This is a genomic window from Bradyrhizobium sp. DOA9, assembly GCF_000617845.2.
Taxonomy (GTDB): Bacteria; Pseudomonadota; Alphaproteobacteria; order Rhizobiales; family Xanthobacteraceae; genus Bradyrhizobium.
The window spans coordinates 5214741-5241078 of the sequence record NZ_DF820425.1 but is presented as its reverse complement, the minus strand read 5'-3'; the positions used below and the strand labels follow the sequence as shown (position 1 = coordinate 5241078).

Annotated in this window: 26 protein-coding genes and 1 pseudogene; 21 read left to right on the top strand and 6 right to left on the bottom strand. The window is 64.6% G+C overall.

The genetic code is table 11. The features are described from left to right. Window position 1 precedes the first annotated feature (1 nt). The 11 genes from nuoI to BDOA9_RS24485 all read left to right on the top strand — a co-directional run bounded on the left by nuoI (window position 2) and on the right by BDOA9_RS24485 (window position 10180). Window positions 2-496 carry an NADH-quinone oxidoreductase subunit NuoI gene (gene nuoI / locus BDOA9_RS24535; RefSeq protein WP_210268102.1) on the top strand — a complete coding sequence of 165 codons (495 nt, stop codon included), beginning with the start codon at window positions 2-4 and terminating at the stop codon, window positions 494-496. A 9-nt stretch (window positions 497-505) separates the two neighbouring features. Then, the gene (locus BDOA9_RS24530) at window positions 506-1144 is read left to right on the top strand and encodes an NADH-quinone oxidoreductase subunit J (protein ID WP_025036613.1); all 639 of its coding nucleotides are present in this window, start codon (window positions 506-508) and stop codon (window positions 1142-1144) included. Beyond that, on the top strand, window positions 1141-1449 hold the full coding sequence (gene nuoK, locus BDOA9_RS24525; protein WP_008547737.1) for an NADH-quinone oxidoreductase subunit NuoK: 309 nt from the start codon (window positions 1141-1143) through the stop codon (window positions 1447-1449). The genes BDOA9_RS24530 and nuoK overlap by 4 nt, the downstream gene beginning before the upstream one ends. 8 nt (window positions 1450-1457) lie before the next feature. Then, a complete protein-coding gene (gene nuoL / locus BDOA9_RS24520; protein WP_025036612.1) occupies window positions 1458-3536 on the top strand; it encodes an NADH-quinone oxidoreductase subunit L in 2079 nt (692 codons plus the stop codon). Beyond that, window positions 3537-5045 (top strand): NADH-quinone oxidoreductase subunit M, encoded by a 1509-nt coding sequence (locus BDOA9_RS24515; RefSeq protein WP_025036611.1) that lies wholly within the window; start codon window positions 3537-3539, stop codon window positions 5043-5045. It begins immediately after the preceding gene. Between the two features lie 22 nt (window positions 5046-5067). Then, window positions 5068-6504, top strand: coding sequence for an NADH-quinone oxidoreductase subunit NuoN (gene nuoN, locus BDOA9_RS24510; RefSeq protein ID WP_025036610.1), 1437 nt, complete (start codon window positions 5068-5070; stop codon window positions 6502-6504). 1 nt (window position 6505) lies between these two features. Beyond that, complete coding sequence (locus tag BDOA9_RS24505) at window positions 6506-7312, top strand: biotin--[acetyl-CoA-carboxylase] ligase (protein ID WP_025036609.1); 807 nt, start codon at window positions 6506-6508, stop codon at window positions 7310-7312. Next, window positions 7312-8982: a ribonuclease J gene (locus BDOA9_RS24500; protein WP_025036608.1), complete on the top strand. Its 1671-nt coding sequence runs from the start codon at window positions 7312-7314 to the stop codon at window positions 8980-8982. The genes BDOA9_RS24505 and BDOA9_RS24500 overlap by 1 nt, the downstream gene beginning before the upstream one ends. A gap of 10 nt (window positions 8983-8992) precedes the next feature. Then, window positions 8993-9397 carry a methylmalonyl-CoA epimerase gene (gene mce, locus BDOA9_RS24495; protein WP_025036607.1) on the top strand — a complete coding sequence of 135 codons (405 nt, stop codon included), beginning with the start codon at window positions 8993-8995 and terminating at the stop codon, window positions 9395-9397. 9 nt (window positions 9398-9406) lie between these two features. Continuing rightward, entirely contained in the window at window positions 9407-9682 is a 276-nt protein-coding gene (locus BDOA9_RS24490; protein WP_025036606.1) for a DUF1467 family protein, read from the top strand. Between the two features lie 150 nt (window positions 9683-9832). Further along, window positions 9833-10180: a hypothetical protein gene (locus tag BDOA9_RS24485; protein ID WP_025036605.1), complete on the top strand. Its 348-nt coding sequence runs from the start codon at window positions 9833-9835 to the stop codon at window positions 10178-10180. A 14-nt stretch (window positions 10181-10194) separates the two neighbouring features. On the opposite strand, the gene BDOA9_RS24480 is transcribed toward BDOA9_RS24485, so the two are convergent. Together BDOA9_RS24480 and BDOA9_RS24475 are read right to left on the bottom strand one after the other, a co-directional pair. Next, window positions 10195-10458 carry a GlsB/YeaQ/YmgE family stress response membrane protein gene (locus tag BDOA9_RS24480; RefSeq protein WP_025036604.1) on the bottom strand — a complete coding sequence of 88 codons (264 nt, stop codon included), beginning with the start codon at window positions 10456-10458 and terminating at the stop codon, window positions 10195-10197. A 32-nt stretch (window positions 10459-10490) separates the two neighbouring features. Continuing rightward, entirely contained in the window at window positions 10491-10940 is a 450-nt protein-coding gene (locus tag BDOA9_RS24475) for a YidB family protein (protein ID WP_025036603.1), read from the bottom strand. Window positions 10941-11170: 230 nt separating this feature from the next. Here BDOA9_RS24475 and mtnK point away from each other — a divergent pair, with 230 nt between their 5' ends. From mtnK to BDOA9_RS36880, 8 genes and pseudogenes are all read left to right on the top strand, one after another. After that, complete coding sequence (gene mtnK / locus BDOA9_RS24470) at window positions 11171-12460, top strand: S-methyl-5-thioribose kinase (RefSeq protein WP_025036602.1); 1290 nt, start codon at window positions 11171-11173, stop codon at window positions 12458-12460. A gap of 323 nt (window positions 12461-12783) precedes the next feature. Then, a complete protein-coding gene (locus tag BDOA9_RS24465) occupies window positions 12784-14373 on the top strand; it encodes an ABC transporter substrate-binding protein (protein WP_025036601.1) in 1590 nt (529 codons plus the stop codon). Between the two features lie 55 nt (window positions 14374-14428). After that, window positions 14429-15352: an ABC transporter permease gene (locus BDOA9_RS24460; protein ID WP_025036600.1), complete on the top strand. Its 924-nt coding sequence runs from the start codon at window positions 14429-14431 to the stop codon at window positions 15350-15352. Further along, window positions 15349-16170, top strand: coding sequence for an ABC transporter permease (locus BDOA9_RS24455; protein WP_025036599.1), 822 nt, complete (start codon window positions 15349-15351; stop codon window positions 16168-16170). Before BDOA9_RS24460 ends, BDOA9_RS24455 begins: the two co-directional genes overlap by 4 nt. Then, the gene (locus BDOA9_RS24450; protein WP_025036598.1) at window positions 16167-17147 is read left to right on the top strand and encodes an ABC transporter ATP-binding protein; all 981 of its coding nucleotides are present in this window, start codon (window positions 16167-16169) and stop codon (window positions 17145-17147) included. Before BDOA9_RS24455 ends, BDOA9_RS24450 begins: the two co-directional genes overlap by 4 nt. Beyond that, entirely contained in the window at window positions 17140-18183 is a 1044-nt protein-coding gene (locus BDOA9_RS24445) for an ABC transporter ATP-binding protein (RefSeq protein WP_025036597.1), read from the top strand. The genes BDOA9_RS24450 and BDOA9_RS24445 overlap by 8 nt, the downstream gene beginning before the upstream one ends. Before the next feature lie 113 nt (window positions 18184-18296). Beyond that, window positions 18297-20078 (top strand): B12-binding domain-containing radical SAM protein, encoded by a 1782-nt coding sequence (locus tag BDOA9_RS24440; RefSeq protein ID WP_025036596.1) that lies wholly within the window; start codon window positions 18297-18299, stop codon window positions 20076-20078. An 88-nt stretch (window positions 20079-20166) separates the two neighbouring features. Next, window positions 20167-20516: pseudogene (locus BDOA9_RS36880) on the top strand (oligopeptide/dipeptide ABC transporter ATP-binding protein); the annotation flags it as partial. A gap of 177 nt (window positions 20517-20693) precedes the next feature. On the opposite strand, the gene BDOA9_RS24430 reads toward BDOA9_RS36880, so the two are convergent. The 3 genes from BDOA9_RS24430 to BDOA9_RS24420 form a co-directional block, all read right to left on the bottom strand. Continuing rightward, complete coding sequence (locus BDOA9_RS24430) at window positions 20694-21506, bottom strand: aminoglycoside phosphotransferase family protein (protein ID WP_025036594.1); 813 nt, start codon at window positions 21504-21506, stop codon at window positions 20694-20696. A gap of 152 nt (window positions 21507-21658) precedes the next feature. Further along, window positions 21659-22807, bottom strand: a complete 1149-nt coding sequence (locus BDOA9_RS24425) for a tetratricopeptide repeat protein (protein ID WP_042336746.1) — start codon at window positions 22805-22807, stop codon at window positions 21659-21661. Window positions 22808-22911: 104 nt separating this feature from the next. After that, a complete protein-coding gene (locus tag BDOA9_RS24420) occupies window positions 22912-23538 on the bottom strand; it encodes a LysR family transcriptional regulator (protein ID WP_025036592.1) in 627 nt (208 codons plus the stop codon). 130 nt (window positions 23539-23668) lie between these two features. On the opposite strand from BDOA9_RS24420, the gene BDOA9_RS24415 reads away from it, so the two are divergent. Continuing rightward, window positions 23669-24061: a RidA family protein gene (locus BDOA9_RS24415; RefSeq protein WP_025036591.1), complete on the top strand. Its 393-nt coding sequence runs from the start codon at window positions 23669-23671 to the stop codon at window positions 24059-24061. Window positions 24062-24106: 45 nt separating this feature from the next. Beyond that, on the top strand, window positions 24107-24811 hold the full coding sequence (locus tag BDOA9_RS24410; protein WP_025036590.1) for an L-2-amino-thiazoline-4-carboxylic acid hydrolase: 705 nt from the start codon (window positions 24107-24109) through the stop codon (window positions 24809-24811). 173 nt (window positions 24812-24984) lie between these two features. On the opposite strand, the gene BDOA9_RS24405 is transcribed toward BDOA9_RS24410, so the two are convergent. Then, on the bottom strand, window positions 24985-25998 hold the full coding sequence (locus tag BDOA9_RS24405; RefSeq protein ID WP_025032531.1) for an IS5 family transposase: 1014 nt from the start codon (window positions 25996-25998) through the stop codon (window positions 24985-24987). Window positions 25999-26338 lie beyond the last annotated feature (340 nt).

The following is a 26338-nucleotide window of genomic DNA, read 5'->3' as shown; positions in this document are numbered from 1 at the left end:
CATGGGTATCAACGTCAACGCCACTGCACGCTCGCTTCTGCTGTCGGAATTCGTCTCGGCGTTCTTCCTCGCCATGCGCTATTTCTTCCAGCCGAAGCCGACGCTGAACTATCCGTTCGAGAAGGGTCCGATCTCGCCGCGCTTCCGCGGCGAGCACGCGCTGCGCCGTTATCCGAACGGCGAGGAACGCTGCATCGCCTGCAAGCTGTGCGAGGCGATCTGCCCGGCGCAGGCCATCACCATCGAGGCCGGCCCGCGCCGCAACGACGGCACCCGCCGCACCGTGCGGTACGACATCGACATGGTGAAGTGCATCTATTGCGGCCTCTGCCAGGAGGCCTGTCCGGTCGACGCCATCGTCGAAGGCCCGAACTTCGAGTTCGCGACCGAGACCCGCGAGGAACTCTATTATGACAAGGCCAAGCTGCTCGCCAACGGCGACCGCTGGGAACGCGAGATCGCGAAAGCGATCGAGCTCGACGCGCCGTACCGGTGAGGTGAGGGCATGATCCTTCCCGCGCTGTTCTTCTATCTGTTCGCCGGCGTCTGCGTCGCCTCGGCGGTGATGGTGATTGTCTCGCGCAATCCCGTGCACTCCGTGCTGTACCTGATCCTGGCCTTCGTCAACGCCTCCGGCCTGTTCGTGCTGATGGGCGCCGAGTTCCTCGGCATGATGCTGATCGTCGTCTATGTCGGCGCGGTCGCGGTGCTGTTCCTGTTCGTGATCATGATGCTCGACGTCGACTTTCTCGAGCTGCGCGAGGGCTTCATCGAGTACCTGCCGGTCGGCCTCGTGATCGGCGGCATCTTCCTGTTCGAGCTGCTGCTCACCGTCGGCTTCTGGGTCATCAATCCCGGCGTCTCCAAGACGATCACGGCGGCGATCCCGGCCAACGTCTCCAACACCGAGGCGCTCGGGCTCGTGCTCTATACGAAGTACATCCATTACTTCCAGCTCTCGGGCATGGTGCTGCTGGTCGCCATGATCGGCGCCATCGTGCTGACGCTGCGTCACAAGGCGAAGGTCAAGCGGCAGGACATCAACATTCAGAACGCGCGCACGCCCGACATGGCGATGGCGATGCGCAAGGTGGCGCCGGGGCAGGGGCTCTCGGACGCGGATGCGGCGGAGTGGGTGAAATGACGATCGGGCTCGGACACTATCTGGCGGTCGGCGCGATCCTGTTCACGCTCGGCATCCTCGGTATCTTCCTGAACCGCAAGAACATCATCGTCATCCTGATGTCGATCGAGCTGATCCTGCTCTCGGTCAACATCAACCTCGTGGCGTTCTCGACCTTCCTCGGCGACATCGTCGGCCAGGTCTTCGCGCTGCTGGTGCTGACGGTCGCGGCTGCCGAAGCTGCGATCGGTCTCGCCATCCTGGTGGTCTATTTCCGCAACCGCGGCTCGATCGCGGTTGAGGACGTCAATCTGATGAAGGGCTGAGCTCTCACATGGTTCAGGCAATCGTTTTCCTGCCCCTGCTGGGCGCCATTCTGGCCGGGCTCATCGCCCTGGCCGGCGCGCATGCCCGCAACCCCTCGGGCGACGAGCTCGATCATCACGGCGACCATGGTCATGGCGATGCTCACGCCTCGGCCGCGCATGACTCTCATGGACATGACGACCACGCGCACGACGATCACGGCCATGGACCGACCGAGGCGCCGGCGGCGGGCTCGCGCGCGGCCGAGCTGATCACCACCGGGCTGCTGTTCGTCTCGGCGGCCTTGTCCTGGATGACGCTGGTCGACGTCGGCTTCATGCATCACGACTACAGGATCCAGCTGCTGCCCTGGATCTTCTCCGGCGACCTCCAGGTCTGGTGGACGCTGCGCGTCGACACGCTCACGGCCGTGATGCTGGTGGTGGTGACGACCGTGTCCTCCCTCGTGCACCTCTATTCCATCGGCTACATGGACGAGGATCCGAACCGGCCGCGCTTCTTCGGCTATCTCTCGCTGTTCACCTTCGCCATGCTGATGCTGGTGACGGCGGACAACCTCGTGCAGCTGTTCTTCGGCTGGGAAGGCGTGGGTCTGGCCAGCTACCTCCTGATCGGCTTCTGGTACCAGAAGCCCTCGGCGAACGCCGCCGCCATCAAGGCCTTCGTGGTCAACCGCGTCGGCGATTTCGGCTTCGCGCTCGGCATCTTCGCGGTCTTCATGCTGGTCGGCTCGACCGATTTCGAGACCATCTTCCACGCCGCGCCCGGCCTCACCGGCAAGACCATCAACTTCCTCGGCTGGCACGCCGACGCGCTGACCCTGACCTGCCTGTTGCTGTTCATGGGCGCGATGGGCAAGTCGGCGCAGTTCCTGCTGCACACCTGGTTGCCGGACGCGATGGAAGGCCCGACCCCGGTGTCGGCGCTGATCCACGCCGCGACCATGGTCACCGCCGGCGTGTTCATGGTGGCGCGCCTGTCGCCGCTGTTCGAGCTCGCGCCGAATGCCCAGGCCGTTGTCATGTTCTTCGGCGCGACCACGGCGTTCTTCGCCGCGACCATTGGCCTCGTCCAGAACGACATCAAGCGCATCGTCGCCTATTCGACCTGTTCGCAGCTCGGCTACATGTTCGTGGCGATGGGGGCGGGGGCCTATTCGGTCGGCATGTTCCACCTGTTCACCCACGCCTTCTTCAAGGCGCTGCTGTTCCTGGGCTCCGGCTCGGTGATCTACGCGATGCACCACGAGCAGGACATCCGCAACATGGGCGGCCTCTGGAAGAAGATCCCCTACACCTATGCAGTGATGGTGGTCGGCACGCTGGCGCTGACCGGCTTCCCGCTCACCGCCGGCTACTTCTCCAAGGACGCGATCATCGAGTCTGCCTACGCCTCGCACAATCCGTTCGCGATGTACGGCTTCCTGATGACGGTCGTCGCCGCCGGCCTGACCTCGTTCTACTCCTGGCGCCTGATCTTCAAGACCTTCCACGGCGAGCCGCATGACGAGCATCATTACGAGGCTGCGCATGAAGCTCCGCTCTGGATCCTGATCCCGATCGGCGTGCTCGCGGTCGGCTCGTTCGTCGCAGGGCTCCCGTTCAAGGAGCTGTTCGCCGGCCACGGCGTCGAGGAATTCTTCCGCGAGTCCGTGAAGATGAACCCGCACATCATCGAGGAGATGCACCACATCCCGCAGACCATCGCCTTCCTGCCGACGGTGATGATGGTGCTCGGCTTCCTCGTCTCGTACCTGTTCTACATCCGCCGGCCCTATCTGCCGGTCGAGCTCGCGAACACCCAGCCGATGCTGTACCAGTTCCTGCTCAATAAATGGTACTTCGACGAGCTCTACGATCTCATCTTCGTCCGTCCGGCGAAGTGGATCGGCTACCAGCTCTGGAAGAAGGGCGACGGCTTCATCATCGACGGCTTCGGTCCCGACGGCGTCTCCGCCCGCGTGCTGGACGTCACCCGCAATGTCGTGAAAATCCAGACCGGTTATCTCTATCACTACGCATTCGCCATGCTGATCGGCGCCGCCGGCCTGATCACCTGGTTCATGTTCGGCTTTGGAGGCCAGTAAATGACAACCTGGCCCATTCTTTCGGTCACGACGTTCCTGCCGCTGGTCGGCGCGCTGATCGTCTATCTGAGCCGCGGTGACGACGAGGCGGCGCGGCGCAATTCGCGCTGGATCGCGCTCTGGACCACGCTGATCACCTTCGCGGTGTCGGTGATCCTGGTCATGCGCTTCGATCCTGCCAATCCCGACTTCCAGTTCGTCGAGAAGGCGAACTGGCTCGCCACCGGCATCACCTACCACATGGGCGTCGACGGCATCTCGCTGCCGCTGGTGATCCTCACCACCGCAGTGATGCCGTTCTGCATCGTCGCGAGCTGGAAGGCGATCACCAGCCGCGTCCGCGAATACATGATGGCGTTCCTGATCCTGGAGACGCTGATGATCGGCACCTTCTCGGCGCTCGATCTCGTGCTGTTCTACCTGTTCTTCGAGGGCGGCCTGATCCCGATGTTCCTGATCATCGGCGTCTGGGGCGGTCCGCGCCGGGTCTATGCCTCGTTCAAGTTCTTCCTCTACACGCTGCTCGGCTCGGTCCTGATGCTGCTCGCGATCATGGCGCTGTACTGGAACGGCGGCACCACTGATATCCCGACCCTGATGCACACCGCGGTGCCGCGGTCCTTGCAGACCTGGGCATGGCTGGCCTTCTTCGCCTCCTTCGCGGTGAAGATGCCGATGTGGCCGGTGCACACCTGGCTGCCCGATGCCCACGTCGAGGCGCCGACGGCCGGCTCGGTCGTGCTTGCGGCGATCCTGCTGAAGATGGGCGGCTACGGCTTCCTGCGCTTCTCGCTGCCGATGTTCCCGCTGGCCTCGCACGATTTCGCGCCGCTGGTGTTCACGCTCTCGGCCATCGCCATCATCTACACCTCGCTGGTGGCGTTGATGCAGGAGGACATGAAGAAGCTGATCGCGTACTCGTCGGTGGCGCATATGGGCTTCGTCACCATGGGCATCTTCGCCGGCACCATGCAGGGCGTCGCCGGCGGCGTGTTCCAGATGATCTCGCACGGCATCGTCTCCGGCGCGCTGTTCCTCTGCGTCGGCATCGTCTATGACCGCCTGCACACCCGCGAGATCGCGGCCTATGGCGGCCTCGTCAACCGGATGCCGCTCTATGCGATGACCTTCATGGTGTTCACCATGGCCAATGTCGGTCTGCCCGGGACGAGCGGCTTCGTCGGCGAGTTCATGACGCTGCTCGGCACCTTCAAGGTCTCGATCCCGACCGCGTTCTTCGCCAGCTTCGGCGTGATCCTCTCGGCGGCCTACGCGCTGTGGCTCTACCGCAAGGTCGTGTTCGGGGCGCTGGTCAAGCCGCAGCTGGCAAGCATGAAGGATCTCACCTTGCGGGAGTGCGTCATTCTGTTCCCGATGATCGCGCTGACGATCCTGTTCGGCGTCTATCCGAAGCCGGTGCTCGACATGTCGGCCGCCTCGGTCCAGCAACTCGTCAACAATTACAATACCGCCGTGACGGCCGTGAAGGCCGCCGCACTGCTCCAGTGATCGGGCAGGTCAGGATATCGCCATGAGCTTTGAGACTGCAGGTTATCAACTGGCGCCGGTGCTGCCCGAGCTCGTGCTCGCGGTCGGCGCGATGGCGCTTCTGATGCTCGGGGCCTATCGCGGGCAGGAGACGACCAGGACCGTCACCTCGCTGGCGGTGGTGCTCCTGATCGTGGTCGGCGCGCTGACCTACATGCAGCCCGCGGGCAAGCAGGTCACCTTCGGCGGCAGCTTCATCGTCGACGACTTCGCCCGCTTCATGAAGATCCTGGCCCTGATCGGCTCGGCCGTGACGCTGGTGCTGTCGACCGAGTTCCTGTCCGACCCGTCGCGCCGCATCTTCGAATACGCCATCCTGGTGCTGCTCTCGACCCTCGGCATGATGGTGCTGATCTCGGCCGGCGACTTGATCTCGCTCTATCTCGGCCTCGAATTGATGTCGCTGGCGCTCTATGTCGTCGCGGCCTCGAACCGCGACAACGCCAAATCGACCGAAGCCGGCCTGAAGTATTTCGTGCTCGGCGCGCTGTCCTCGGGCATGCTGCTGTACGGGGCCTCGCTGGTCTATGGCTTCACCGGCACCGTCAGCTTCGCCGGCATCGCCGCCGCCGCGACGGTCTCGAATGTCGGGCTGGTGTTCGGCCTCGTCTTCCTGCTCGTCGGCCTCTGCTTCAAGGTTTCGGCCGTGCCGTTCCATATGTGGACGCCTGATGTCTACGAGGGCGCGCCGACCCCGGTCACCGCCTTCTTCGCGTCCGCGCCGAAGGTCGCCGCGCTCGCGGTCTTCACCCGCCTCACGCTGACCGCATTCCCCGGCATCGTCTCGCAATGGCAGCAGATCCTGGTGTTCGTGTCGATCGCCTCGATGGCGCTCGGCTCCTTCGCCGCGATTGGCCAGACCAACATCAAGCGCCTGATGGCCTATTCCTCGATCGGCCACATGGGCTTCGCCCTCGTCGGCCTCGCCTCCGGCACGGTCGAGGGCGCGCAGGGCGTCTTGATGTACATCGTGATCTATGTCGCGATGACGCTCGGCTCGTTCTCCATCATCCTCGCCATGAAGCGCGACGGCCAGGCCGTCGAGCAGATCAGCGATTTCGCCGGTCTGTCGCGGACCAATCCGCTGCTCGCCTTCATGTTCGCGATGCTGCTGTTCTCGCTCGCCGGCATCCCGCCGCTCGCCGGCTTCTTCGCCAAATGGTACGTCTTCGTCGCCGCGATCAAGGCGAACCTGTTCACGCTCGCCGTCATCGGCGTGCTGACCAGCGTCGTCGGCGCCTACTATTATCTCGCCATCGTCAAGACGATGTATTTCGACGAGCCGGCCGGCCGGGTCGATCCGGTTCGCATCGAGGTGCGGACGGTGCTGGCCGTGGCGGGCCTGTTCAACCTGCTGTTTGCGCTATTCGCGGGGCCCGTGGTGAGCGTCGCCTCCGCCGCGGCAAAGTCGCTGTTCTAGGATGGCCTTCGCGCTCGGTCCTCGCGCATCGGCCGCGGGCTACAAGCTCGCGGCGTTCGAGCGGACCGGCTCGACCAATACCGAGGCGATCGAGCACGCCCGCGCCGGCGAACGCGGTCCGATGTGGTTCGTCACCTCAGAGCAGACCGCCGGCCGCGGCCGCCGCCAGCGCCCCTGGATCGCACCGCGCGGCAATCTCGCGGCCAGCATCCTCGAAGTCATGGACGTCGCTCCGGCCGTCGCCGCCACGCTCGGCTTTGCCGCCGGGCTGGCCGAGGAGGCGGCGCTCGAGCAGGTGAGCCTGGAGGCCGCGCTGCGCCTCGGCGAGGGCCGCCCACGCTACGCCCTGAAATGGCCGAATGACGTGCTCGCCGGCGGCAAGAAGCTGGTCGGCATCGGCCTCGAGGCCGAGGCCGTCGGTGGCGGCCTCGCCGTCGTGGTCGGCATCGGCACCAATGTGGTCGCCGCGCCCGAGGGCACCCCGACGCCTGCGGTGTCGCTGGCGGGCCTCGGCGTCCAGATCAGCGCCGAGGAGCTGTTCGCGGCCCTGTCGGATGCCTGGGTCGAGTTCCGCGGCATCTGGGACAATGGGCGCGGCTTTGCCGAGATCCGCAGGCTCTGGCTGGAGCGCGCCGCCGGCCTCGGCGAGAAGGTTGCGATCCACACGGGAAGCATGACGCTGGAAGGCGTTTTCGACACGATCGACGACACCGGCTGCCTGATCGTCCGCACCGCCGAAGGCCGCCTTGTGCCGGTGGCTGCGGGCGAGGTGTTCTTCGGCCCGGTCGCCTCGGTGGGAGCTGCGTGATGGCAAGGCCGGACGAACTGGTGTTTGCGCCACTCGGCGGCGTCGGCGAGATCGGCATGAACCTGTCGATCTACGGTCTCGGCAACCGCCACCAGCGCGTCTGGCTCGCCGTCGATCTCGGCGTCTCCTTCGGCGATGAGGAGCATCTGCCCGGCATCGATTTGATCATGCCCGACATCTCCTTCCTGGAGAAGGAGCGCAAGAACCTGATGGGGCTCGTGCTGACGCACGCCCATGAGGACCATTTCGGCGCCATCATCGACCTCTGGCCGAAGCTGAAATGCCCGATCTACGCCACCAAGTTCAGCGCCGCGCTGTTCGAGGCCAAATGCGCCGCCGAGCGCAATGCGCCCGAGATTCCGGTCACAGTGGTGCCCTCGGGCGGCCGTGTCGATATCGGCCCGTTCAACGTCGAGTTCATTCCCGTCGCGCATTCGATTCCGGAAGCGCATGCGCTCGCGATCCACACCGACGCCGGCATCGTGCTGCACACCGGCGACTGGAAGATCGACCCGACCCCGACGCTTGGAGCCCCGACCGACGAGAAGCGGCTGCGCGAATTGGGCGAGCAGGGCGTGCTCGCCCTGATCGGCGATTCCACCAATGCCGTGCGCGACGGCCGTTCGCCCTCGGAGGCCGAGGTCGCCAGAACCATCGTCGACCTCGTGAAATCGGCCAAGGGCCGCGTCGCGGTGACGACGTTCGCCTCCAACGTCGCCCGCGTCAAAGCGGTGGCTGAGGCCGCGAGAGCCGCGGACCGCGAGGTCGTCGTGGTCGGCCGGGCCATGGAGCGCGTGGTGCAGGTCGCGCGCGAGACCGGCTATCTCGACGGCGTGCAGAATTTCCGCTCGCCGGAGGTCTACGGCCACCTGCCGCAGGACAAGGTGCTGGCGCTGTGCACGGGAAGCCAGGGCGAGCCGCGCGCCGCGCTGGCCCGCATCGCCAATGACGACCACCCCGAGATCACGCTGAACCGCGGCGACAGCGTCATCTTCTCCTCGCGCACCATTCCCGGCAACGAGAAGGCGGTCGGCTCGATCATCAACAATCTGGTGCTGCAGGGCGTCGAGGTCATCACCGACCGCGATGCGCTGGTCCATGTCTCCGGCCATCCCCGCCGCGACGAGCTGCGCGATTTGATCTCCTGGGTGAAGCCGCAGCTTCTGATCCCCGTCCACGGCGAGGCCCTGCACCTGCATGAGCACGCCAAGCTTGCCCGCGCCGCCGGAGTGCCGCGCGTGCTGGTTTGCCGCAACGGCGACCTCGTCAAGCTTGGTCCCGGCGATCCCGGCATCGTCGGCGAGGTGCCGTCGGGGCGTCTCTACAAGGACGGCACGATCCTGGAGGATTCCAAGTCCCGGGCCGTGATCGAGCGACGGCGCATGGCGTTCTCCGGCTGCGCCTTCGTTGCCATCGCCATGACCGCCCAGGGCGAACTGGTCGACGAACCCGAGGTCGACCTCGTCGGCATCCCCGAAAAGAACAGCGCCGGCGAGACCTTTGACGACATCGTCTTCGATGCGGTGATGTCGACCATCGAGGGGCTGCCGCGGGCGCGCCGGCGTGATCCGGATGCTCTGGCCGAGTCGGTGCGACGTGCCGTCCGGGCCGTGATCAACGAACATTGGGGCAAAAAGCCCCCCTGTCTGGTACACGTACTGACAGTATAGGGAGGGGAACATGCTGGGCCGGCTCAACCATGTCGCGATCGCGACCAAGGACGCCGTCAAGGCGGCAAAGATCTACGGGGCGGCGTTCGGCGCCCAGATTTCCGAGGCCGTGCCGCTGCCCGAGCACGGTGTCACCACCGTGTTCGCGACCCTGCCCAACACCAAGATCGAGTTCATCGAGCCGCTCGGCGAGGCCTCGCCGATCGCGAAGTTCATCGAGCGCAATCCCGACGGCGGCATCCATCATATCTGTTACGAGGTCGTCGACATCATCGCCTCGCGCGACACGCTGGTGAGGGAGGGCGCAAGGGTGCTCGGCGACGGCGTGCCCAAGATCGGCGCCCACGGCAAGCCGGTGCTGTTCCTGCATCCGAAGGACTTTTCCGGCGCCCTGGTCGAGATCGAGCAGGCATAAGGCCGCGCCATGGCCATCCAGATTTCAACCTGGCTCGCGATCTATTTCGTGCTGTGGTGGGTCATGCTGTTCGTGACGCTGCCGTTCGGGGTGCGCAGCCAGCACGAGGACGGTGTTGGCGCGCCCGGCACCGATCCCGGTGCTCCCATCCTCACCCGCATGGGCCACAAGCTGATCTGGACCACGATCATCTCGGCAATCGTGTTTGGCATCGGCCTTGCGGCCTACCACGCCGGCTATCTCTCGATCGAGCGCCTGTCGAAGATGATGGGAATGCCGTTTTAGAACGTAGGGTACGAAGGATATCAAGCAAGCTCGTCATTGCGAGCGGAGCGAAGCAATCCAGTATCCTCCGCGGTAAGACTCTGGGTTGCTTCGCTGCGCTCGCAATGACGCCGGAGATAGTTTCCATATCGAAACTGAGTTGGGGGACGAATGACTTTTCAGCGTGTCGTCATTGCGCTTCTGGTGCTGATCATCGCCGGCATCGGCGCCATCGGCTATTTCGAATGGCGGATGGCGGTGCAGGTGCGAACGCTGAAAGCGTTCGTCGAGGGCTATGTCTTCAACGAAGCCGTCCTGGCCTGCGAGCAGGCCAGGAGCTCGACGCCGTTCAAATGGAACGGCGGCAAGAGCACCTCGGTGATCGGCCTGAACTCGGTCAAGACAGACAAATACAGCGTATATGCCAGCTACACCTTGGTGGCGGACAGCGTTTATTGTGATTACGATCCGATCAAAAGAAAGGCCGAGATCGGCTCGAGCTTCCTGGAGCGGGAGTAACGATCCGGGCGAACCTAGATCGCGCGGCGTTGCCGGCCGGCGACGAGACCGTAGACGAACAGCACGATGATCGCGCCGACCACGGCACCGATCAGGCCCGCGCCCTCGCCAGGGCGATACCAGCCCAACGCTTGCCCGAGATAGGAAGCGACGAATGCGCCGACGATGCCGAGGATGGTCGTCAGGATGAAACCTGAAGGTTCGTTGTCGCCCGGCATGATGAACTTGGCGATCACGCCGGCGATAAAGCCAATGATGATGGTCCAAAGAAGGCTCATGTGTACACCTCTTCTGAGTTGAGCCGCTGCTTCTATGCCTCGGGCAGGCGCCCATCCGGCGTGTATTTGTCGATGGCGGTCGGAAGCTCGCGGGATAGCCGCGTGACGATCTCGTCCTGAGAAAGCCCGGTCTGCTGCGCGAGCTTCTCCAGGACGTCACTCCCGATGGCCTGCTTGAGCTCGGGCGGGGAAATCTCCTTGTTGGGACCGGGCTTCACCCATGAATCGGCGATCTCGCCCCGCCCATTCTGGTTGAACTTCTCGAGGAGTTCGCCAATCCCCCCGTTCAGCAGGCCCCCGATCCCGCCCGCGCCGAGCATGCCGCCGAGACCGCCGAGCACGCCACCAAGCGGCTGCTGGCCGCCCGCGGACGAGCCGCTCCCAGCGCCTTTCAGCAATTCAGCCAGTTTGTCGCGATTCTGATATCCTGCAATGGCGAGCATCGCCAAAAGGGCGGTCATCGAGGGCATTCCGCGGCTCATCGGCAGCTCCTTCAAGAGGTCAGAAAAGCAAAACCGTCTCGGCCTGCTTGTGTTCCTGAATCGGCCATTTGGGGGCTCGCGACCAAGCGTCCCAGCCTGGCCGCCGCCAAAGCACCGGGTGGCAGACAGCGTACATTGTGGCTACGATCCGATGAAAAGAATGGCCGGATCGGCTCGAGCTTGCCAGCATCGGGAGTAGCGATCCGGCCCAGACATGGGATGCGATCGCAATGACCGGGGATCGGGCAGGGGACTACCGGATTCTGCATGAGGCCGACTTGCGGGCCTATCTCGCGGGCCTGCCGGACCTGAAGCGGCTGCTCGGCGGCGAGCCGGCCGCGTGGGCGATCACCGAGGTCGGCGACGGCAACCTCAACCTCGTCTTCATCGTCAAGGGCGCGGGCGGCGGCATCGCCGTGAAGCAGGCGCTGCCCTATGTCCGCCTCGTCGGCGAGAGCTGGCCCTTGCCATTGTCGCGCGCCCATTACGAATATCTCGCGCTGTCGCGCCAGGCCCAGCTCGCGCCCGGCCTCGTGCCGGCCGTGCTGCACCACAACGAGGCGTTGGCGCTGACCGTGATGGAGCTGCTCGAGCCCCACATCATCATGCGCAAGGGGCTGGTCGCGGCAACGCGCTACCCGCGCTTCGTCGACGACATCACGACCTTCATGGCGCGGACGCTGTTCTTCACCTCCGACTTCGCGCTATCAGCGGCCGAGAAGAAGGAGGCCATCGCCGCCTTTGCCGGCAACCACGCCCTGTGCAAGATCACCGAGGACCTGATCTTCACCGATCCCTACCGCATCGCCGAGCAGAATCGCTGGACCGCGCCCTATCTCGACGGGCTCGCCGCGAGCTTGCGCGACGACATGGAGCTGCACGTTGCGGTCTCCCGGCTGAAGCTGAAATTCATGGCAAGCCCGGAAGCGCTGATCCATGGCGACCTCCACACCGGCTCGATCATGGTGACAGAGAGCGAGACGCGGGTGATCGACCCCGAATTCGCATTCTACGGCCCGATGGGCTTCGACGTCGGCGCCGTACTGGCCAATCTCCTGATGGCCTATTTCGCCTCCGCCGGCCACGAGCGCGCGCCGGGCGAACGGGCGGCCTTCGAGGCCTGGGTACTGGAGACGGTCGAGCAGGTCTGGAACCAGTTTGCGCGGAAATTCCTGGAGCTCTGGCGCGCCGGCGCGGCCGGCGATGCCTATCCGGTCTCGCTTTTCGCCGGCGAGCAGGGTGCCGCGCGGCTGGAAGCCGAGCGCCAAAGCTACATCCAACGCCTGTTCGCCGACACTGTCGGCTTCGCAGCCGCAAAAATCATCCGCCGCATTTTCGGCCTCGCCCACAACATCGATTTCGAGCTGATCGAGGACCCGCGCACGCGCGCGGTCAGCGAGGCCCGCGCCGTGCGGCTGGCGCGGGCGATGATCGTGGAGACGGGGGCATTCTCTGCGATTGCCGACGTCACGGGCGCCGCGCGAAAACTGCGGGACTGGATGCCGGAATTGTCCGGCTGACAGAGCTGGCAAGGAGCTTGGTCTACGCCCGTCATTGCGAGGAGCACTTGCGACGAAGCAATCCAGGATCGTTCCGCGGAGACAGTCTGGATTGCTTCGCCACGCTCGCAATGACGGGGAAACAGCACGCCGGTCACCAGACAATGCTGCACGGGAAAGGAGCCCATCGGCGTGCTCGCCCGATGACGCACCGCGTCAATGCGCCTCCGCCCAAGGACTGCCTCAGGAACCGGCATCGATTGCCGTCAAAACGAAGCTTGCTTTCGCCACGCGACGAATGATCAAATCACTTGTCGGAATACGCCTGCGTTGCCGGGGGACACATGATGTTCAAGACCATCGCGATCGTTGCCGGTTTGGGATTGGCGCTCAGCGCCACGGCGGAGGCGCAGACGCCGCGCAAGGGCGGAACCATCCGCATGACGGCGCCCTACGGCTCGAGCTTCACCAGCCTCGACATTCACACCACGCAGCGCGCCCAGGACGAGATCTACGCCAAGGCCCTGCACCGGTCGCTCTACATCTGGAACTCGGCGGAAGGCAAACCGGTGCTGGAGCTCGCCAAGGAGGATGTGGTCTCCGGCGGAGGCCTCGTTCACACCTTCAAGTTGCGCGACGACGCCTATTTCCACAGCGGCCGCAAGATGACGGCCGACGACGTCATCTGGTCCTACAACCGCATCATGGACGGCAGCAAAGCCTATCCCGGCGCGCGTTACGTCCGCGTCATCGAGGGTGCGGCCGCCGTCGAGAAGGGCCAGGCCAAGGAGATCTCCGGCCTGAAGAAGATCGACGACTTCACCATCGAGATGAAGCTGACCGAGAAGGTCGATCCCGGCTTCTATTTCTTCACCGCGCTGACCTCGATCTATCCCGCCGACGAGGCTGCCAAGGAAAGCTTCATCCAGAAGCCGATCGGTCTCGGGCCGTTCAAGTTCGTCGAGCACGTGCCGGGATCGCGCATCGTCCTGGAGCGCTGGGACCGGTTCTACAAGCCCGGCAAGCCCTATGCCGACAAGATCGTCGTGTCGGTCATGGGCGAGGCTGCGGCGCGCGACGTCGCCTTCCGCAACAAGGAGATCGACACCTCGGTGCTGGGACCTGCACAATACGTCGCCTACCAGTCCGACGCCGACCTCAAGGGCACCATCGTCGAGGTCGCCGAGGTGTTCACGCGCTATATGGGGATGAATCCCAATTTCAAGCCGTTCGCCGACAAGCGCGTGAGGCAGGCGATCAACTACGCCATCGACACCGATCTGATCATCAACAAGCTGGTCAAGGGCAAGGCCTATCGCGCCACCAGCTGGCTGCCGCTGACCTCGCCGGCCTACGACAAGGGGATGAAGCCTTACCCCTTCGATCCCGCCAAGGCCAAGCAATTGCTCAGCGAGGCCGGCTACGCATCCGGCTTCGAGTTCGAATGGACCACCAGCCAGAATGAGAGCTGGGGTCTGCCGATCGTCACCGCCATCATCCCGATGCTGGACAAGGTGGGCATCAAGGCCAAGGTCAAGCAGGTCGAGACCGCGGTGCTGGCGGAAGTGGTTCGCACCGGCGACTACCAGGCCTTCATCTATTCCCAGGCAAGCGGCCCGGATCCCCAGGCCGCGCTGAAATGCTTCCATTCGTCGACGCCGCAGCCGGCCTGCAACTACACGACCTTCAAGAATGCCGACTTCGACAAGATCCTCGATGAAGCCGGACAGGCCGACGACATGGCCAAGCGCATCCAGCTGCTGCAGAAGGCCAATGCGCTGCTCTACGAGGAGGCGCCGGTCTGGTTCTTCAACTACAACAAGGCGGTCATGGCGGTGCAGCCGTGGCTGAAGGGCATTCAGCTCAACGCGACGGAGCTGACGCACCAGAACGTCGAGGACCTCTGGGTCGACGAGACCTCGCCCGCGAAGTGACACGCGCGCTCCCTCCGGCGCGACGCGCGAGGGAGGGAGCGGAGAAAAGCTTGAGATGCTCTCGTTCCTGATCCGCCGCGTCCTGCAGACCATTCCGACCGTGCTCGCCGTCGTGCTGCTGGTGTTCGTGCTGTTCAGCGTCGTTCCCGGCAGCATCGTCTCGAGCATGAGCGACGACAGCGATCCGCAAATCGAGCTGCGCATGAAGAAGCAGCTCGGCCTCGATCAGCCCGTCTATATGCGCTTCGGCACCTACATCGCCGGGCTCGCGGCCGGCGATTTCGGAACCTCGTTCCGGACCCGCGAGCCTGTCACGGCCATGATCGCCAAGCGGGCCTGGCCGACGCTGCAGCTGATCTTCGCCTCCATGGCGTTTGCGATTCTGCTCGGCGTGCCGCTCGGCTTCGTCGCCGCCTTGCGGCCGGGCAGCCTCGTCGACACCGTCTCGATGATGCTGGCGGTGTCGGGCCTGTCGTTGGCCAAGTTCTGGCTCGGGCTGCTCTTGATGTACCTGTTCGCACTCAAGCTCGGATGGCTGCCGAGCTTCGGCTATGGCGACGGCGGCCTCAAATATCTGATCCTGCCCGCCGTGACGCTCGGCGTCTCGCCGATGGCGCTACTGGCGCGGACGACGCGCGCGGCGGTGCTCGAGATCATGACCGCCGACTTCGTCCGCACGGCGCGCTCCAAGGGGATGAGCGAGACCAGGGTCGTCAAGTGGCACGTGATGCGCAATGCGCTCGTCCTCATCCTCACGACCATGGGCCTGCAATTCGGCGCGCTGATGGGGCAGGCGGTGGTGGTCGAGAAACTGTTCTCCTGGCCGGGCATCGGCTCGCTGCTGGTCGACAGCGTGCTCCAGCGCGACATTCCCGCCGTCCAGGGCTCCATTCTCGTCGTGGTGCTGTTCTTTCTGGCGATCAATCTCCTGATCGACGTGCTCTATGGCGTGATCGATCCCAGGATCAGATATTCATGAAGCTCCGCGCCAATCTCGTCATCGGCGGAGCGTTGTTCGCGCTGGCGATCATCGTCGGCCTGCTCGCGCCGTGGCTGGCGCACACAGATCCCGTCATGGACGCCAACCTCATGAACGCGGAGGAGCCGCCGAGCTGGACCTGGTGGTTCGGCACCGACGCGCAGGGCCGCGACATCTATTCCCGCGTCCTCTACGGCGCGCGCGTCTCGCTGACGGTCGGCATCGTCTCCCAGCTCATCAACAGCGTCATCGGCGTGGCGCTCGGTCTCAGCGCCGGCTATTTCGGCGGCTGGTGGGACGACGTCGTCAACGCCCTGACCAATCTCATGCTCGCGATCCCCTCGCTGATTTTCGCACTCGCCATCATGGCGGTGCTCGGTCCCGGCCTGACCAGCCTCCTGATCGCGCTGGGGCTGACCAACTGGTCGTTTACCTGCCGTCTTGCACGGGCCTCGGCGCTGTCGCTGCGCAGCCAGGGCTATGTGCAGGCAGCCACCGTGCTCGGCTACGGCGACGTGCGCATCATGATCACGCAGCTGCTGCCGAACATGCTGGGACCGATCGTCGTCATCGGCACGCTGGGCATGGGCAGCGCGGTGCTGTCCGAAGCCGCATTGTCGTTCCTCGGCCTCGGCGTCCGTCCGCCGTTTCCGAGCTGGGGCAGCATGCTGTCGGAAGCGCGTGAGCAGATCACGACGGCGCCGTGGCTTTCGATCTTCCCGGGCCTTGCCATCTTCCTGACCGTGCTCGGCCTCAATCTGCTCGGCGATGGCCTGCGCGACATTCTCGATCCGCAATCGCGGAGCCGGCGCACATGACAGGCAGCCCGCTGCTCGAGGTCGAGAATCTCCGCATCGATCTCGATGACGGATCGAGGCGCGTGGCGGCGGCCGAAGGCATTTCGTTCCGCATCGATCGCGGTGAGACCTTCGGCCTCGTCGGCGAGTCCGGCTGCGGCAAGAGCATCACCGCGCTCGCCCTGATCGGCCTGCTGCGGTCGCCGCTGTCGATCGGCGGTGGCGTCATCCGGTTCGACGGACAGGAGATCCAGCACCTGTCCGCCGCGAGGCAAAGGCAGCTGCGCGGCAATCGCATCGCCATGATCTTCCAGGAGCCGATGACGGCGCTGAACCCGGTCTCGCCGGTGGGGCGGCAGATCGCCGAGATGTTCGTGCTGCACAAGGGCAAGAGCTGGCGGGAGGCGAACCAGCTGGCGGTCGAGGCGCTCGCGAGCGTCCGCGTTCCCGCGCCGGAGCGCCGCGTGAGGGACTATCCGCATCAGCTGTCCGGCGGGATGCGCCAGCGCGTGATGATCGCGATTGCACTCGCCTGCGGTCCGGACCTCTTGATTGCCGACGAGCCGACCACGGCACTCGACGTCACCGTGCAGGCGGAGATCATCGAGCTGATGCGCAATCTGTGCGCCGAGCGCGGAACGGCGATCCTGATGATCAGCCACGATCTCGGCCTCGTCGCCAATGTCTGCCGCCGCGTCGCCGTCATGTATGCCGGCCGCATCGTCGAGGAGCGCGGCTCGGCCGACATCTTCCGTGCGCCCTCACATCCCTACACGCAGGGCCTCGTCGACTCGCTGCCGCGGCTCGGCAGCCGGGCCGCGCTCGGCCGCAGCAGGCTGAAGGAGATCGCGGGCGTCGTGCCGGCAATCACGCGCTTCCCGGATGGCTGCCGGTTCAATCCGCGTTGCGCGCTGGCGACGGAGATTTGCCGAACCACCGCGCCGCAGATTGATGGGCTGGAGGCGGGCGATTTCGTCCGGTGTCACCACCATGCATGAACCGCAGGGCAGGGCGGATGATGATGTGATCCTCAGCGTGGAGGATCTCGCCGTGCATTTTCCGCTCGGCGGCGGCCTGCTGGGCCGCGGCCGTCGGCTGCTCCGCGCCGTCGACGGCGTCGACCTCAGGCTGAAGCGCGGCGAATGCCTCGGCCTCGTCGGCGAATCCGGCTCGGGCAAGTCGACGGTCGCCTTGTCGATCCTGGGCCTCTTGGCGCCGACGCGCGGCCGCATCGTGCTGGACGGGCAGGTCGTCACCAGCCGGCAATCCGGCGACCGCAAGGCGCTCGCCCGCATCGTGCAGATCGTGTTTCAGGACCCCTACGCCTCGCTCAATCCGCGCCAGACCGTCCGCCGCACGCTCGAGGACCCCCTGCGTGTGCACGGCGTCACCGCGAAAAGCGAGATCGAGGATCGCGTCGCGACGATGCTGAGGCATGTCGGCCTGCGCCCCGAGCAGGCCGACCGTTATCCGCATGAATTCTCCGGCGGCCAGCGCCAGCGCATCGGCATCGCCCGCGCGCTGATCCTCAATCCGAAGATCGTCATCTGCGACGAGCCGGTCTCGGCGCTCGACGTCTCGATCCGCGCCCAGATCATCAACCTGCTGCTGGAGCTGAAGGACACGCTCGGCCTGTCCTACATCATGATCAGCCACGACCTCGGCGTGGTCGAGCACATGAGCGACCGCGTCGCCGTGATGTATCTCGGCCGCATCGTCGAGAACGGCCATTGGCGCGAGATCTTCGAGCGTCCCGCGCACCCCTACACGCAAGCCCTGATCGCGGCGATCCCCGATCCCTTGCACCACGCTCCGCTGGCAACGACCGGCGGCGACCTGCCCAATCCGCTCAACCCGCCGAACGGCTGCGCCTTCAGCCCGCGCTGCCGCTACGCGGAAGCGGTGTGCCGGAGCGAGCCGGGACCGGTGCTGGAGACGCGACCCGATGGGCACGCGGTGCGGTGCTGGCGCAGCGGGGAGATTGCGGGGGGCAGCGGGAAATCTTTCGATCAATCAGAGCATTATCGCGCATGATTCGGAACGCAAGGTGAGCTGACCGGGTGTTTTCGTGCCACAGTTCGTCGTCTTTTGCGGGGAGCGGGCGGAAACCAGTTGGCCTTTGACGGAGTTCCAGCTACCTGTAGCTCATGAGGAAGGACAAGACTTTTCGGCTTGTTCTGATCAAGCCGTCACATTACGACGACGATGGCTACGTCATTCGATGGTGGCGCGGCGGCCTGCCTTCGAATTCGCTGGCCTGCCTATACGGCATCGCGCTCGATTGCCGCGAACGCGGGGTTCTCGGGCCCGATTTCAACATCGAGATCGACGCCATCGACGAGACCAACTGGAAGGTGCGTGTCGCGGATCTGGCGCGCGCGACCAAGGCTGCGGATGCCGGCATGGTGATGCTGGTCGGGGTCCAGTCCAACCAGTTTCCCCGATCGCTCGATCTGGCGAGACAGTTTCGCAAGCTCGGAATCCAAGTTGCGATCGGCGGCTTCCATGTGTCCGGCACCCTCTCGATGTTGCCGGAGCGCGATCCCGGCGTTCAGGAGATGATGGACCTCGGTGTATCGGTCTTCGCGGGCGAAGCGGAGGGGCGGCTCGAGGAGCTGTTGCAGGATGCGGTCGCCGGGCGGCTGCAACCTCTCTACAACTACATCGACGATCTGCCACACCTGGAAAGCCAGCCTTTGCCGATCATTCCCCGCCAGCAGATCGGACGGGTCATCGGCCACACCACGAGCTTCGATGCGGGGCGCGGCTGCCCGTTCCAGTGCTCGTTCTGCACCATCATCAACGTGCAGGGCCGCAAGTCGCGACGCCGCAGCGCCGACGACATCGAGGCCGTGATCCGCGCCAACGTCGCTCAGGGCGTCTTCGCCTTCTTTCTCACAGACGACAATTTTGCCCGCAACAAGGATTGGGAGATCCTGCTCGATCGCATCATCGCGCTGCGCGAGAAGGAGGGCTGGGATCTCCGTTTCACGATCCAGGTCGACACGCTCTGCCACAAGCTGCCCAACTTCATCGAGAAATGCGCCAAGGCCGGCGTCCGGCGATGCTTCATCGGCCTCGAAAACATCAACCCGGACAGTCTGCTCGGCGCCAAGAAGCGGCAGAACAAGATCACCGACTATCGCGAGATGATGATGGCCTGGAAGAGGGCTGGGATCATGACCGTCGGCGGCTACATTATCGGCTTTCCCAACGACACACCGGAATCGATCGTCCGCGACATCGAGATCATCAAGCATGAGCTGCCGATCGACATGCTGGAGTTCTTCTTCCTGACGCCGCTGCCGGGCTCGGAAGACCACAAGACGCTCTACCTGAAGGGCGTCGCGATGGATGTGGACCTCAACAAATACGATCTGGACCACGTCACGACGAACCACCCCGCCATGTCCAGGGCGGAGTGGGAGCGCGCCGTCGAGCTCGCCTGGAACACCTATTACAGCTGGGAGCACATCGAGACGCTGATGCGGCGTGCCGCGGCGATGGGCAACAATGTCGGCAAGATCAGCACCTACGCGCTCTATTTCAAAGGCTACCATCCCATCGAGCGCGTCCATCCGCTCGAAGGGGGTGTGCTGCGGCTGAAGAGCCGCGACGAGCGCCGTCCGCATCTGCCGGTCGAGCCGGCCTGGTCGTTTTATCCTCGCTATGCCGCCGAGACCGCCGTCAAAGCCGTAAAATGGGCTTCGCTCGCTCTGCGCCTCCACCGGCTGGCGCGCAAGGTCAAGTCGGATCCGCACCGGCTGGCCTATGTCGATGCGGCGATCACACTGCAGGCTGACGAGACCGAGAATTTGGATTTGTACAAGACGCGGTCCAGCCAGGCGTTCCTCGATCAGCGGCGGCACATCGAAGAGGCACAGAAAGCCAAGTTGGCCGGGGGATCCCTGCCGACCGGTGTCGGTTGATTTGTCGCCGCGAACCATCGAGTCAGATGGACCGACGTCTGGTTGCTCCGAACAGCCAAACCATCACTTCGGCTTTTGGTACGCCTCGCTCAAGCACATGAGCGACCGCGTCGCCGTGGTGTATCTCGGCCGCGTCGTCGGGAGCGGCCATTGGCGCGACATCTTCGAACGTCCCGCGCACCCCTACACGCAGGCCTGATCGCCGCCATCCCCGATCCGCTGCGCCATGCGCCATTGGCAACGACGGGCGGCGACCTGCCCAATCCGCTCAACCCGCCGAACGGCTGCGCCTTCAGCCCGCGCTGCCGCTACGCGGAAGCGGTGTGCCGGAGCGAGCCGGGCCCCTTGCTGGCGACGCGCGCGGATGGGCATGAGGTGAGGTGCTGGCGGAGCGAGGAGATTGCGGGGCAGGCGGCGTTCGTTCGGGCCGAGGGCTAATGCGCCGAAGAGGGCGCGTCTAATCCACTAAGGCGTGTACCCATAAGAGGCGAAGATGTCAGCTCCTGCGGGCATACGGAGATCTTGCGATCAATCAGAGCATTACCGCACGTGACCCACAGGAGGGACTGAAGCCTCGCCTCAAGAGGCCACCTCGGCCCGCGCGACCAAGACGGCTCAGTCTTCCGAGCGCAGCCCCGCTTCGATGCGCTGGATCAGCCGCTCCTGCAAGGACGGCACCACGTTGCCGAGAACGACGAATGTGCGGACGATGGGTAAATACGGCTTCACGGCCACCGTCAGCTCCTCGAGCGACATACCGGCCAGCCGCGCATATTCGGATTGCGCCGCCGCATTGGTCGCGCGCGGACGCTCGGGATTGTCGGCTATTTCCGGGGCGAGCTCGGACAGGATGACATGCAAGAATCCCAGATCGACGGCAGCGGGCGCGCGCATCGCGAAAGTCCAGTCGATGAGCTTCGGGCCTTCCGCCGTCATGATCACGTTGCCGGGGCTCAGGTCGCAATGACAGAGCCCGTCGCCCGGTGACAGGCGATCGATGAGCGCGAGGATTTCAGTCCCGATGTGCTTCGGGATCTTGCCGTCATCGTGGCGCAACTCGACCACCATATGCTCGCGCATGGAGGGGATCTCCGGCGGCGCCGGTGTCTTGTGAACGGCCATGGCGAGAGCGGCAACAATCGCGCCCGCCTGTTCGAACGTCACCGCGCCGGTCCGCGAGAGATGCCATAGGCTCGGTCCGTCGAGCCGCTGCAGCACGATGCCGAAGCGCCCGTCCAAGGTCACCTCACCGAACACCTCCGGCACCGGCAGGCCCGCGGCGAGGACAGCTCGGATCATGCGCATTTCATGCCGACCGAGCTGGTGGGAGACGCCGGCCTTGAACAGCTTCACCACCTGGCCAGGCACCCAGCCATAGGCTTCGGAGAAGGCGCCTTGACCGATTTTTTCCCCGAGCGATCCCTGCATGTCCGTTCTCCATCGTGGAGTTCGTAGGATGCGTTGAGCGCCAGCAAACCCATCGCTCGCTCTATATGCAACGAAGCAGGATGGGTTTCGCAAGGGCTCAACCCATCCTACGGGCTAACCAAAACTGGCAACCTAATTCGAGTGTTCAGGGACTACTCCGCGGCATCTGGCGCGCGCAACGTGACCTGGAAACCAAACTGCGCCTTCAAGACCAGATCGAAGCTCGGGCGCGTCTTTCCATCCCGGAACACCACACCGTTGGGGCTGAAGGCGACCTTGTCCGGGTTGTTGTTCAGCGTCTGCCATTTGCACGATATAGCGACGATATCATAGGCCGAAACCGGCTTGACCTCTCCAAGGTCTGCCACGCCATTGCTGTTCGCATCATGCCACAGGGCGAAGCCGGCGAGTTCTTTACCGGTCAAAATGCCGTCACGGTCGTCATCGAGTGCGGCCAGTGGCGCGTATCCGTTGTTCCAGAACATCCAGAACGTGACATTGCCGAACAACTGCCGGCCGCTGTCGATTTTGCCATCGTGCGTCGGGTCGCTGACCAGCCAGGCAGCTTTGGGAGTAATCCAGCTCCATTCGCGACCTAGCCCGCTGCCGTCGACGTCGAACGTCACCCGCGTGTCGGGTGCTTCGAGATCGGGGGTGGTGAGGCCATCGGCCAGCGGCACTGCGATAGGAGTGACCGGGTGCGGCAGCTTTCGCATCGTGGCGACGCGGTCCTTCAGCGTCTCGATCTCGAGCTTGTCCTTCTCGGGGTCGAGAAGGGGGACGAGGTAGGAGGCGACCTCGCCGGTCAGCGTCCGACCGCCGAAACCAAGCGACGTCAGGCTCTTTTCCTTCTCCCAGGCGTCGGTTGCGATCGACCGATACTGCCTCACAGCATCGTCCTTCCTGCCGGCCTGCTCGGTCAGCCAAGCAAGGCCGAGCCGGATCACCAGGTTATCCTTGTCCAGCTCCATTGCCTGTTGGTAGGCCTTCAACGCGGCTTGCAAATGCGCTTGGGCGGCGATGTTCGCACTGGGGATAGCGGCACTCGCTACCGCATTGAAAGGAACGGCAGGCGACTGAATGCCATGGTAGGCCTTTGGTACCGTCAGCGGGTCGGACTTCTGTGCGTAAGCCATGCCATGCGCACGACCAAGGTTCAGCAGCGCCTCCGTGCTGGCAGGATTGTCCTTGGCGATCTTCTCCAGGTTCTCGATGAGCCTGGCGACCGGGATCCGCTCTACGTCCACGCCCTCCCACCTGCCGAGCGCCGGCGACATCGCAGCAAGGAGAAACAGCAGCAACGGCAACCGCACGGCACAACCCCGTCATTCAAGGGAAGACTTTTGGTCAATCTATCCGGTGCATACTGATGACGCCAGGGTCGGCCCGCACCCATTGTGCTCCGTCAACTCCTGACGCCCCCGACCAGACGCGGGCGGCGATCTGCGAGCGGTTTCGCCGCGGGCAGGGCGCGCAGCCATGCCCGAAAACTCACGATCTCCGGGCAATCCGCCGTGCCTTCCGGCGCAACCAGCCAATCACCCGCGCCCGATCCCTCATCGATCCGCTCGCAGCGATAGCCCGGATGGCGGCTCACGCCGCGGGCGATCAGCACGTCCACCTTGCCCTCGACGAGCTCGTGCAGGCCGGCGGGCTGCAGCATGCGCACACCGATCTCCGCATGTGTGCTGCGAAACGCCGCCAGATCGAGCCGGCGCAGGTCGTAGCTGCCGTGGACCCCCACTTGCAGCAGCACCGTGCCTGCCGGCTTCAATTGCGAAGTCGCATCCGCAATGTGGCGAAAGCCTTCGGAGATCCCGGGCAGATAGGCCTGGCCGGCCTCGGTGAGGATGAGCTGCTTGTGCAGCCGCTCGAACAGCTGCACGCCGAGCCGCGCCTCCAGCGCTTTCACCTGCTGCCCCACCGCCCCGGGCGTCACGTGCAATTCGTGCGCGGCCAGCTTGAAGCTGAGATGGCGCGCGGCGGCCTCGAAGGCGCGGAGCGCGTTGAGCGGGGGAAGGGCGTAGGTCATCGCAACTGCACATTGACACCGATAGGCCGCGGCCTTGCAATAGATTTTCTTGCGCTGAACCGCAGCAATGATGCTTTGCGCAGCCCTCATGCCGCCGGATACGCTTCACACGCAAATCCGGAGAAACGCCATGCCCCCAGCTCACATCGTCAGCCACAATCCCGCAACGGTTCACCCGCCCGCCGGCGGCTATTGCATGGGACTCGAGCTGAAGCAGCATCGCCGCCTGCTGTTCATCAGCGGCCAGGTGCCTCAAAATTCCGACGGCACCGTTCCCGACGGCTTCGAGGCGCAATGCGAGCAGGCCTGGCGCAACGTCAGGGAAGTGCTCGCCGCGGCAGGTCTCGGCATCGAGCATCTGGTCAAGGTCACCACGTTCCTGACCGACCGCAGCCAACTCGTCACCAACCGCATCATTCGCCGCGCGATGCTCGGGGAGCATCAGCCGGCGCTGACCGTCGTGGTCGTCGAGACCGTCGACAGCAAATGGCTGCTGGAGATCGAGGCGATCGCCGCGGAATGAGGCGGCACGTCGATGTTGCTATGAACCAATCATACCAGGTGTCCCATGGCTGAGATCCATCCGTTCTACCAGACCCACCGGCAAGCGATGGAAGCCGCCATGCGCGAGCGGCTAGACCTTGCCGAAGCGATGCTCCGCGAGCGCGCGCATCTGTCCGACATCGCCGCGATCAGGCAGGAGGTGATGGACGAATTCACGGTCGTCCTCGCCCAGATGCCTTATGTCGGCGGCGCGGCAAGCCGCATGAGTGATTTCTTCATGCGCCTGACCGGCTTCATAGCCATCAGTCGGGTGCTGCGGCGCCACGGCGTGCCGGTGCCCGTGATCGGCGAGATCGAGCGGGAAACCTACCAGGCGCAGCTGATGACGAGTCCCGAAGCCGAGCGTCTCGCCGCGGGGCGTCAGTTCATGTCACCGGAGAACCAGGTCTTGATGCGAGAGCAGGCCGCAAGAAGCGTTACAGAGGCTCACCAAGCGGAGTTTCCGGACGATTTCGTCTACGATTTCGTCGAGCCGGGCCCGCAGGACACTTTCGAATTCGGCATCGACTACAAGGCCTGCGGCTTCTGCAAGCTCGCGGCACGCCATGGCGACAAGGAGATCCTGCCGAACATCTGCGGCCTCGACTTCGACGCCTACGCCACGCGGGGCATCCGCCTGGAACGGACACAGACGCTGGCGGGCGGCGCCAGCCACTGCAATTTCCGATTTTCGCGGCTGGCGCCGGACCGGGAGGGCAATCGCATGTGAACTACACGGGGATTGTCTGCGGGCTTGCTCCGCCTCTCCCGCTTGCGAGAGCTTTGCGTAATGAGTTGTGCTGGAGTGAAGTTCGATATGGGGCTTTTTTTGAACGGCCTCGCGTAGCCCCAGAGGGGTGGGGCGTCTGTTTTTCGTGGCCGCGGGGTAGCGGCGGGTGGTGGTCACGCTGCGGCTCCTATCGGGCACAGCACCGCCCATCGTTTGAGGTTCATGGCGAGGCAGATCAGGCGCAGATGCGTCTGATTGCGCGCCAAACCCAGATAGCGAGCGCGCGCCCAGCGGTAGCTGCCCTTGAGGCGCGCGAAGACCTGCTCGACCGGTGCGCGGCGCTTTCCCACGGCATTGTTGAAGCGCTTCTGCCGCTCGGTGAGCGGATGATGCTTGTTCGGCCGGAACATCAGCCTCGGCTTGATTCCTCGCGCGGCGAGCCCGCTGCGGCGCTTGTGCTTGTCATAGGCTTGGTCGGCATAGACCGCCTTCTCATCACCACAGACCAACTCGTCGGCGGGCACCGTGTCGTTGACCGCAGCGTCGGTCAGCTTGCTGCGGCGGACGATGGCCGAACTCTGATCCATGCCGATATGGGCTTTGTAGCCGAAGTACCGCTTGCCGCCCTTCTTGGTCCAGCGTGCATCTGGATCGCGCTTGCTGTTGACCAGCTTGCTCGGTTCACGGCCGTCCGGGCCGGGCGGCTGCGGGTCCTCTGGCGGCTTCGGCGGCTTTACTGCTGCCGAGATCAGGCTCGCATCGATCAATGTGCCCCGGCGCAGCACCAGCCCGCGTGCGTCGATCTGATGCAGGATCTCGGCGAACAGCTTCTCGTCCAGACCGGCTCGCTGCAAAGCCTCGCGGAATCGCCAGATCGTCGTGTGATCAGGCGTCTCGTCGCTCAGCACAAAGCCGCAGAAGGCGCGGAACGAGGCCCGGTCGTCGAGCGCTTCCTCGAGCGCCGGATCGGAAAGCCCATACCATTGCTGCAGCAGCAGCGCCTTGAACAGCACCAGTCGCGGATAGGGCGGAGGGCCGCGCTCCGGCTCCGGAAGACCATTCAGCACTCTCTCCACTGCCGCCCAGTCGACCAGTTCGCCAATCCGCTTCAGCACCGGGCTACCCTTCCCTCGCCGCGATACCAGCGCATCCGCGAAGCTCAGTTGCCCAACCTCTCGATATGCCATCCGAATCCGCCTCCACCACAGGCCCTAGAGAATCGCAAATCCTCCTCTTGTGCAAAGCTCTCGCTTGCGGGGAGGGTTGGGGAGGGGGCTCTCTCCGCATCGGAATTGTCGGCGAAGGTCCCTGAATGGAGAGAGCCCCCACCCGGCGCTTCGCGCCGACCTCCCCCGCAAGCGGGAGGGGTTGCACCGAGCCAGCGGTGAAGCCGTCCAACCTAACGTGCTTCGGAGCTACCGCCGCCAAGTCGGAGTCAGGCCTTCGCGCATCGCAAAGCGCCGGAGTGGGCCGATGGCGCCGAGCAAGTGCATGCCGACGGCGCGGACCGGCTGCAGCGGCAGGAAG

Bases quoted from the DNA above. Each gene is read 5' to 3' on its own strand.
- mce (WP_025036607.1), top strand. From the start codon at position 8,993: ATGCTGGGCCGGCTCAACCATGTCGCGATCGCGACCAAGGACGCCGTC.
- BDOA9_RS24515 (WP_025036611.1), top strand. From the start codon at position 3,537: ATGACAACCTGGCCCATTCTTTCGGTCACGACGTTCCTGCCGCTGGTC.
- BDOA9_RS24410 (WP_025036590.1), top strand. From the start codon at position 24,107: ATGGCTGAGATCCATCCGTTCTACCAGACCCACCGGCAAGCGATGGAA.
- BDOA9_RS24500 (WP_025036608.1), top strand. From the start codon at position 7,312: ATGGCAAGGCCGGACGAACTGGTGTTTGCGCCACTCGGCGGCGTCGGC.
- BDOA9_RS24490 (WP_025036606.1), top strand. From the start codon at position 9,407: ATGGCCATCCAGATTTCAACCTGGCTCGCGATCTATTTCGTGCTGTGG.
- BDOA9_RS24460 (WP_025036600.1), top strand. From the start codon at position 14,429: ATGCTCTCGTTCCTGATCCGCCGCGTCCTGCAGACCATTCCGACCGTG.
- BDOA9_RS24485 (WP_025036605.1), top strand. From the start codon at position 9,833: ATGACTTTTCAGCGTGTCGTCATTGCGCTTCTGGTGCTGATCATCGCC.
- BDOA9_RS24530 (WP_025036613.1), top strand. From the start codon at position 506: ATGATCCTTCCCGCGCTGTTCTTCTATCTGTTCGCCGGCGTCTGCGTC.
- BDOA9_RS24505 (WP_025036609.1), top strand. From the start codon at position 6,506: ATGGCCTTCGCGCTCGGTCCTCGCGCATCGGCCGCGGGCTACAAGCTC.
- BDOA9_RS24440 (WP_025036596.1), top strand. From the start codon at position 18,297: ATGAGGAAGGACAAGACTTTTCGGCTTGTTCTGATCAAGCCGTCACAT.
- nuoL (WP_025036612.1), top strand. From the start codon at position 1,458: ATGGTTCAGGCAATCGTTTTCCTGCCCCTGCTGGGCGCCATTCTGGCC.
- BDOA9_RS24475 (WP_025036603.1), bottom strand. From the start codon at position 10,940: ATGAGCCGCGGAATGCCCTCGATGACCGCCCTTTTGGCGATGCTCGCC.
- nuoN (WP_025036610.1), top strand. From the start codon at position 5,068: ATGAGCTTTGAGACTGCAGGTTATCAACTGGCGCCGGTGCTGCCCGAG.
- BDOA9_RS24420 (WP_025036592.1), bottom strand. From the start codon at position 23,538: ATGACCTACGCCCTTCCCCCGCTCAACGCGCTCCGCGCCTTCGAGGCC.
- BDOA9_RS24465 (WP_025036601.1), top strand. From the start codon at position 12,784: ATGATGTTCAAGACCATCGCGATCGTTGCCGGTTTGGGATTGGCGCTC.
- BDOA9_RS24405 (WP_025032531.1), bottom strand. From the start codon at position 25,998: ATGGCATATCGAGAGGTTGGGCAACTGAGCTTCGCGGATGCGCTGGTA.
- BDOA9_RS24455 (WP_025036599.1), top strand. From the start codon at position 15,349: ATGAAGCTCCGCGCCAATCTCGTCATCGGCGGAGCGTTGTTCGCGCTG.
- nuoI (WP_210268102.1), top strand. From the start codon at position 2: ATGGGTATCAACGTCAACGCCACTGCACGCTCGCTTCTGCTGTCGGAA.
- BDOA9_RS24480 (WP_025036604.1), bottom strand. From the start codon at position 10,458: ATGAGCCTTCTTTGGACCATCATCATTGGCTTTATCGCCGGCGTGATC.
- BDOA9_RS24450 (WP_025036598.1), top strand. From the start codon at position 16,167: ATGACAGGCAGCCCGCTGCTCGAGGTCGAGAATCTCCGCATCGATCTC.
- mtnK (WP_025036602.1), top strand. From the start codon at position 11,171: ATGACCGGGGATCGGGCAGGGGACTACCGGATTCTGCATGAGGCCGAC.
- BDOA9_RS24445 (WP_025036597.1), top strand. From the start codon at position 17,140: ATGCATGAACCGCAGGGCAGGGCGGATGATGATGTGATCCTCAGCGTG.
- BDOA9_RS24430 (WP_025036594.1), bottom strand. From the start codon at position 21,506: ATGCAGGGATCGCTCGGGGAAAAAATCGGTCAAGGCGCCTTCTCCGAA.
- nuoK (WP_008547737.1), top strand. From the start codon at position 1,141: ATGACGATCGGGCTCGGACACTATCTGGCGGTCGGCGCGATCCTGTTC.
- BDOA9_RS24415 (WP_025036591.1), top strand. From the start codon at position 23,669: ATGCCCCCAGCTCACATCGTCAGCCACAATCCCGCAACGGTTCACCCG.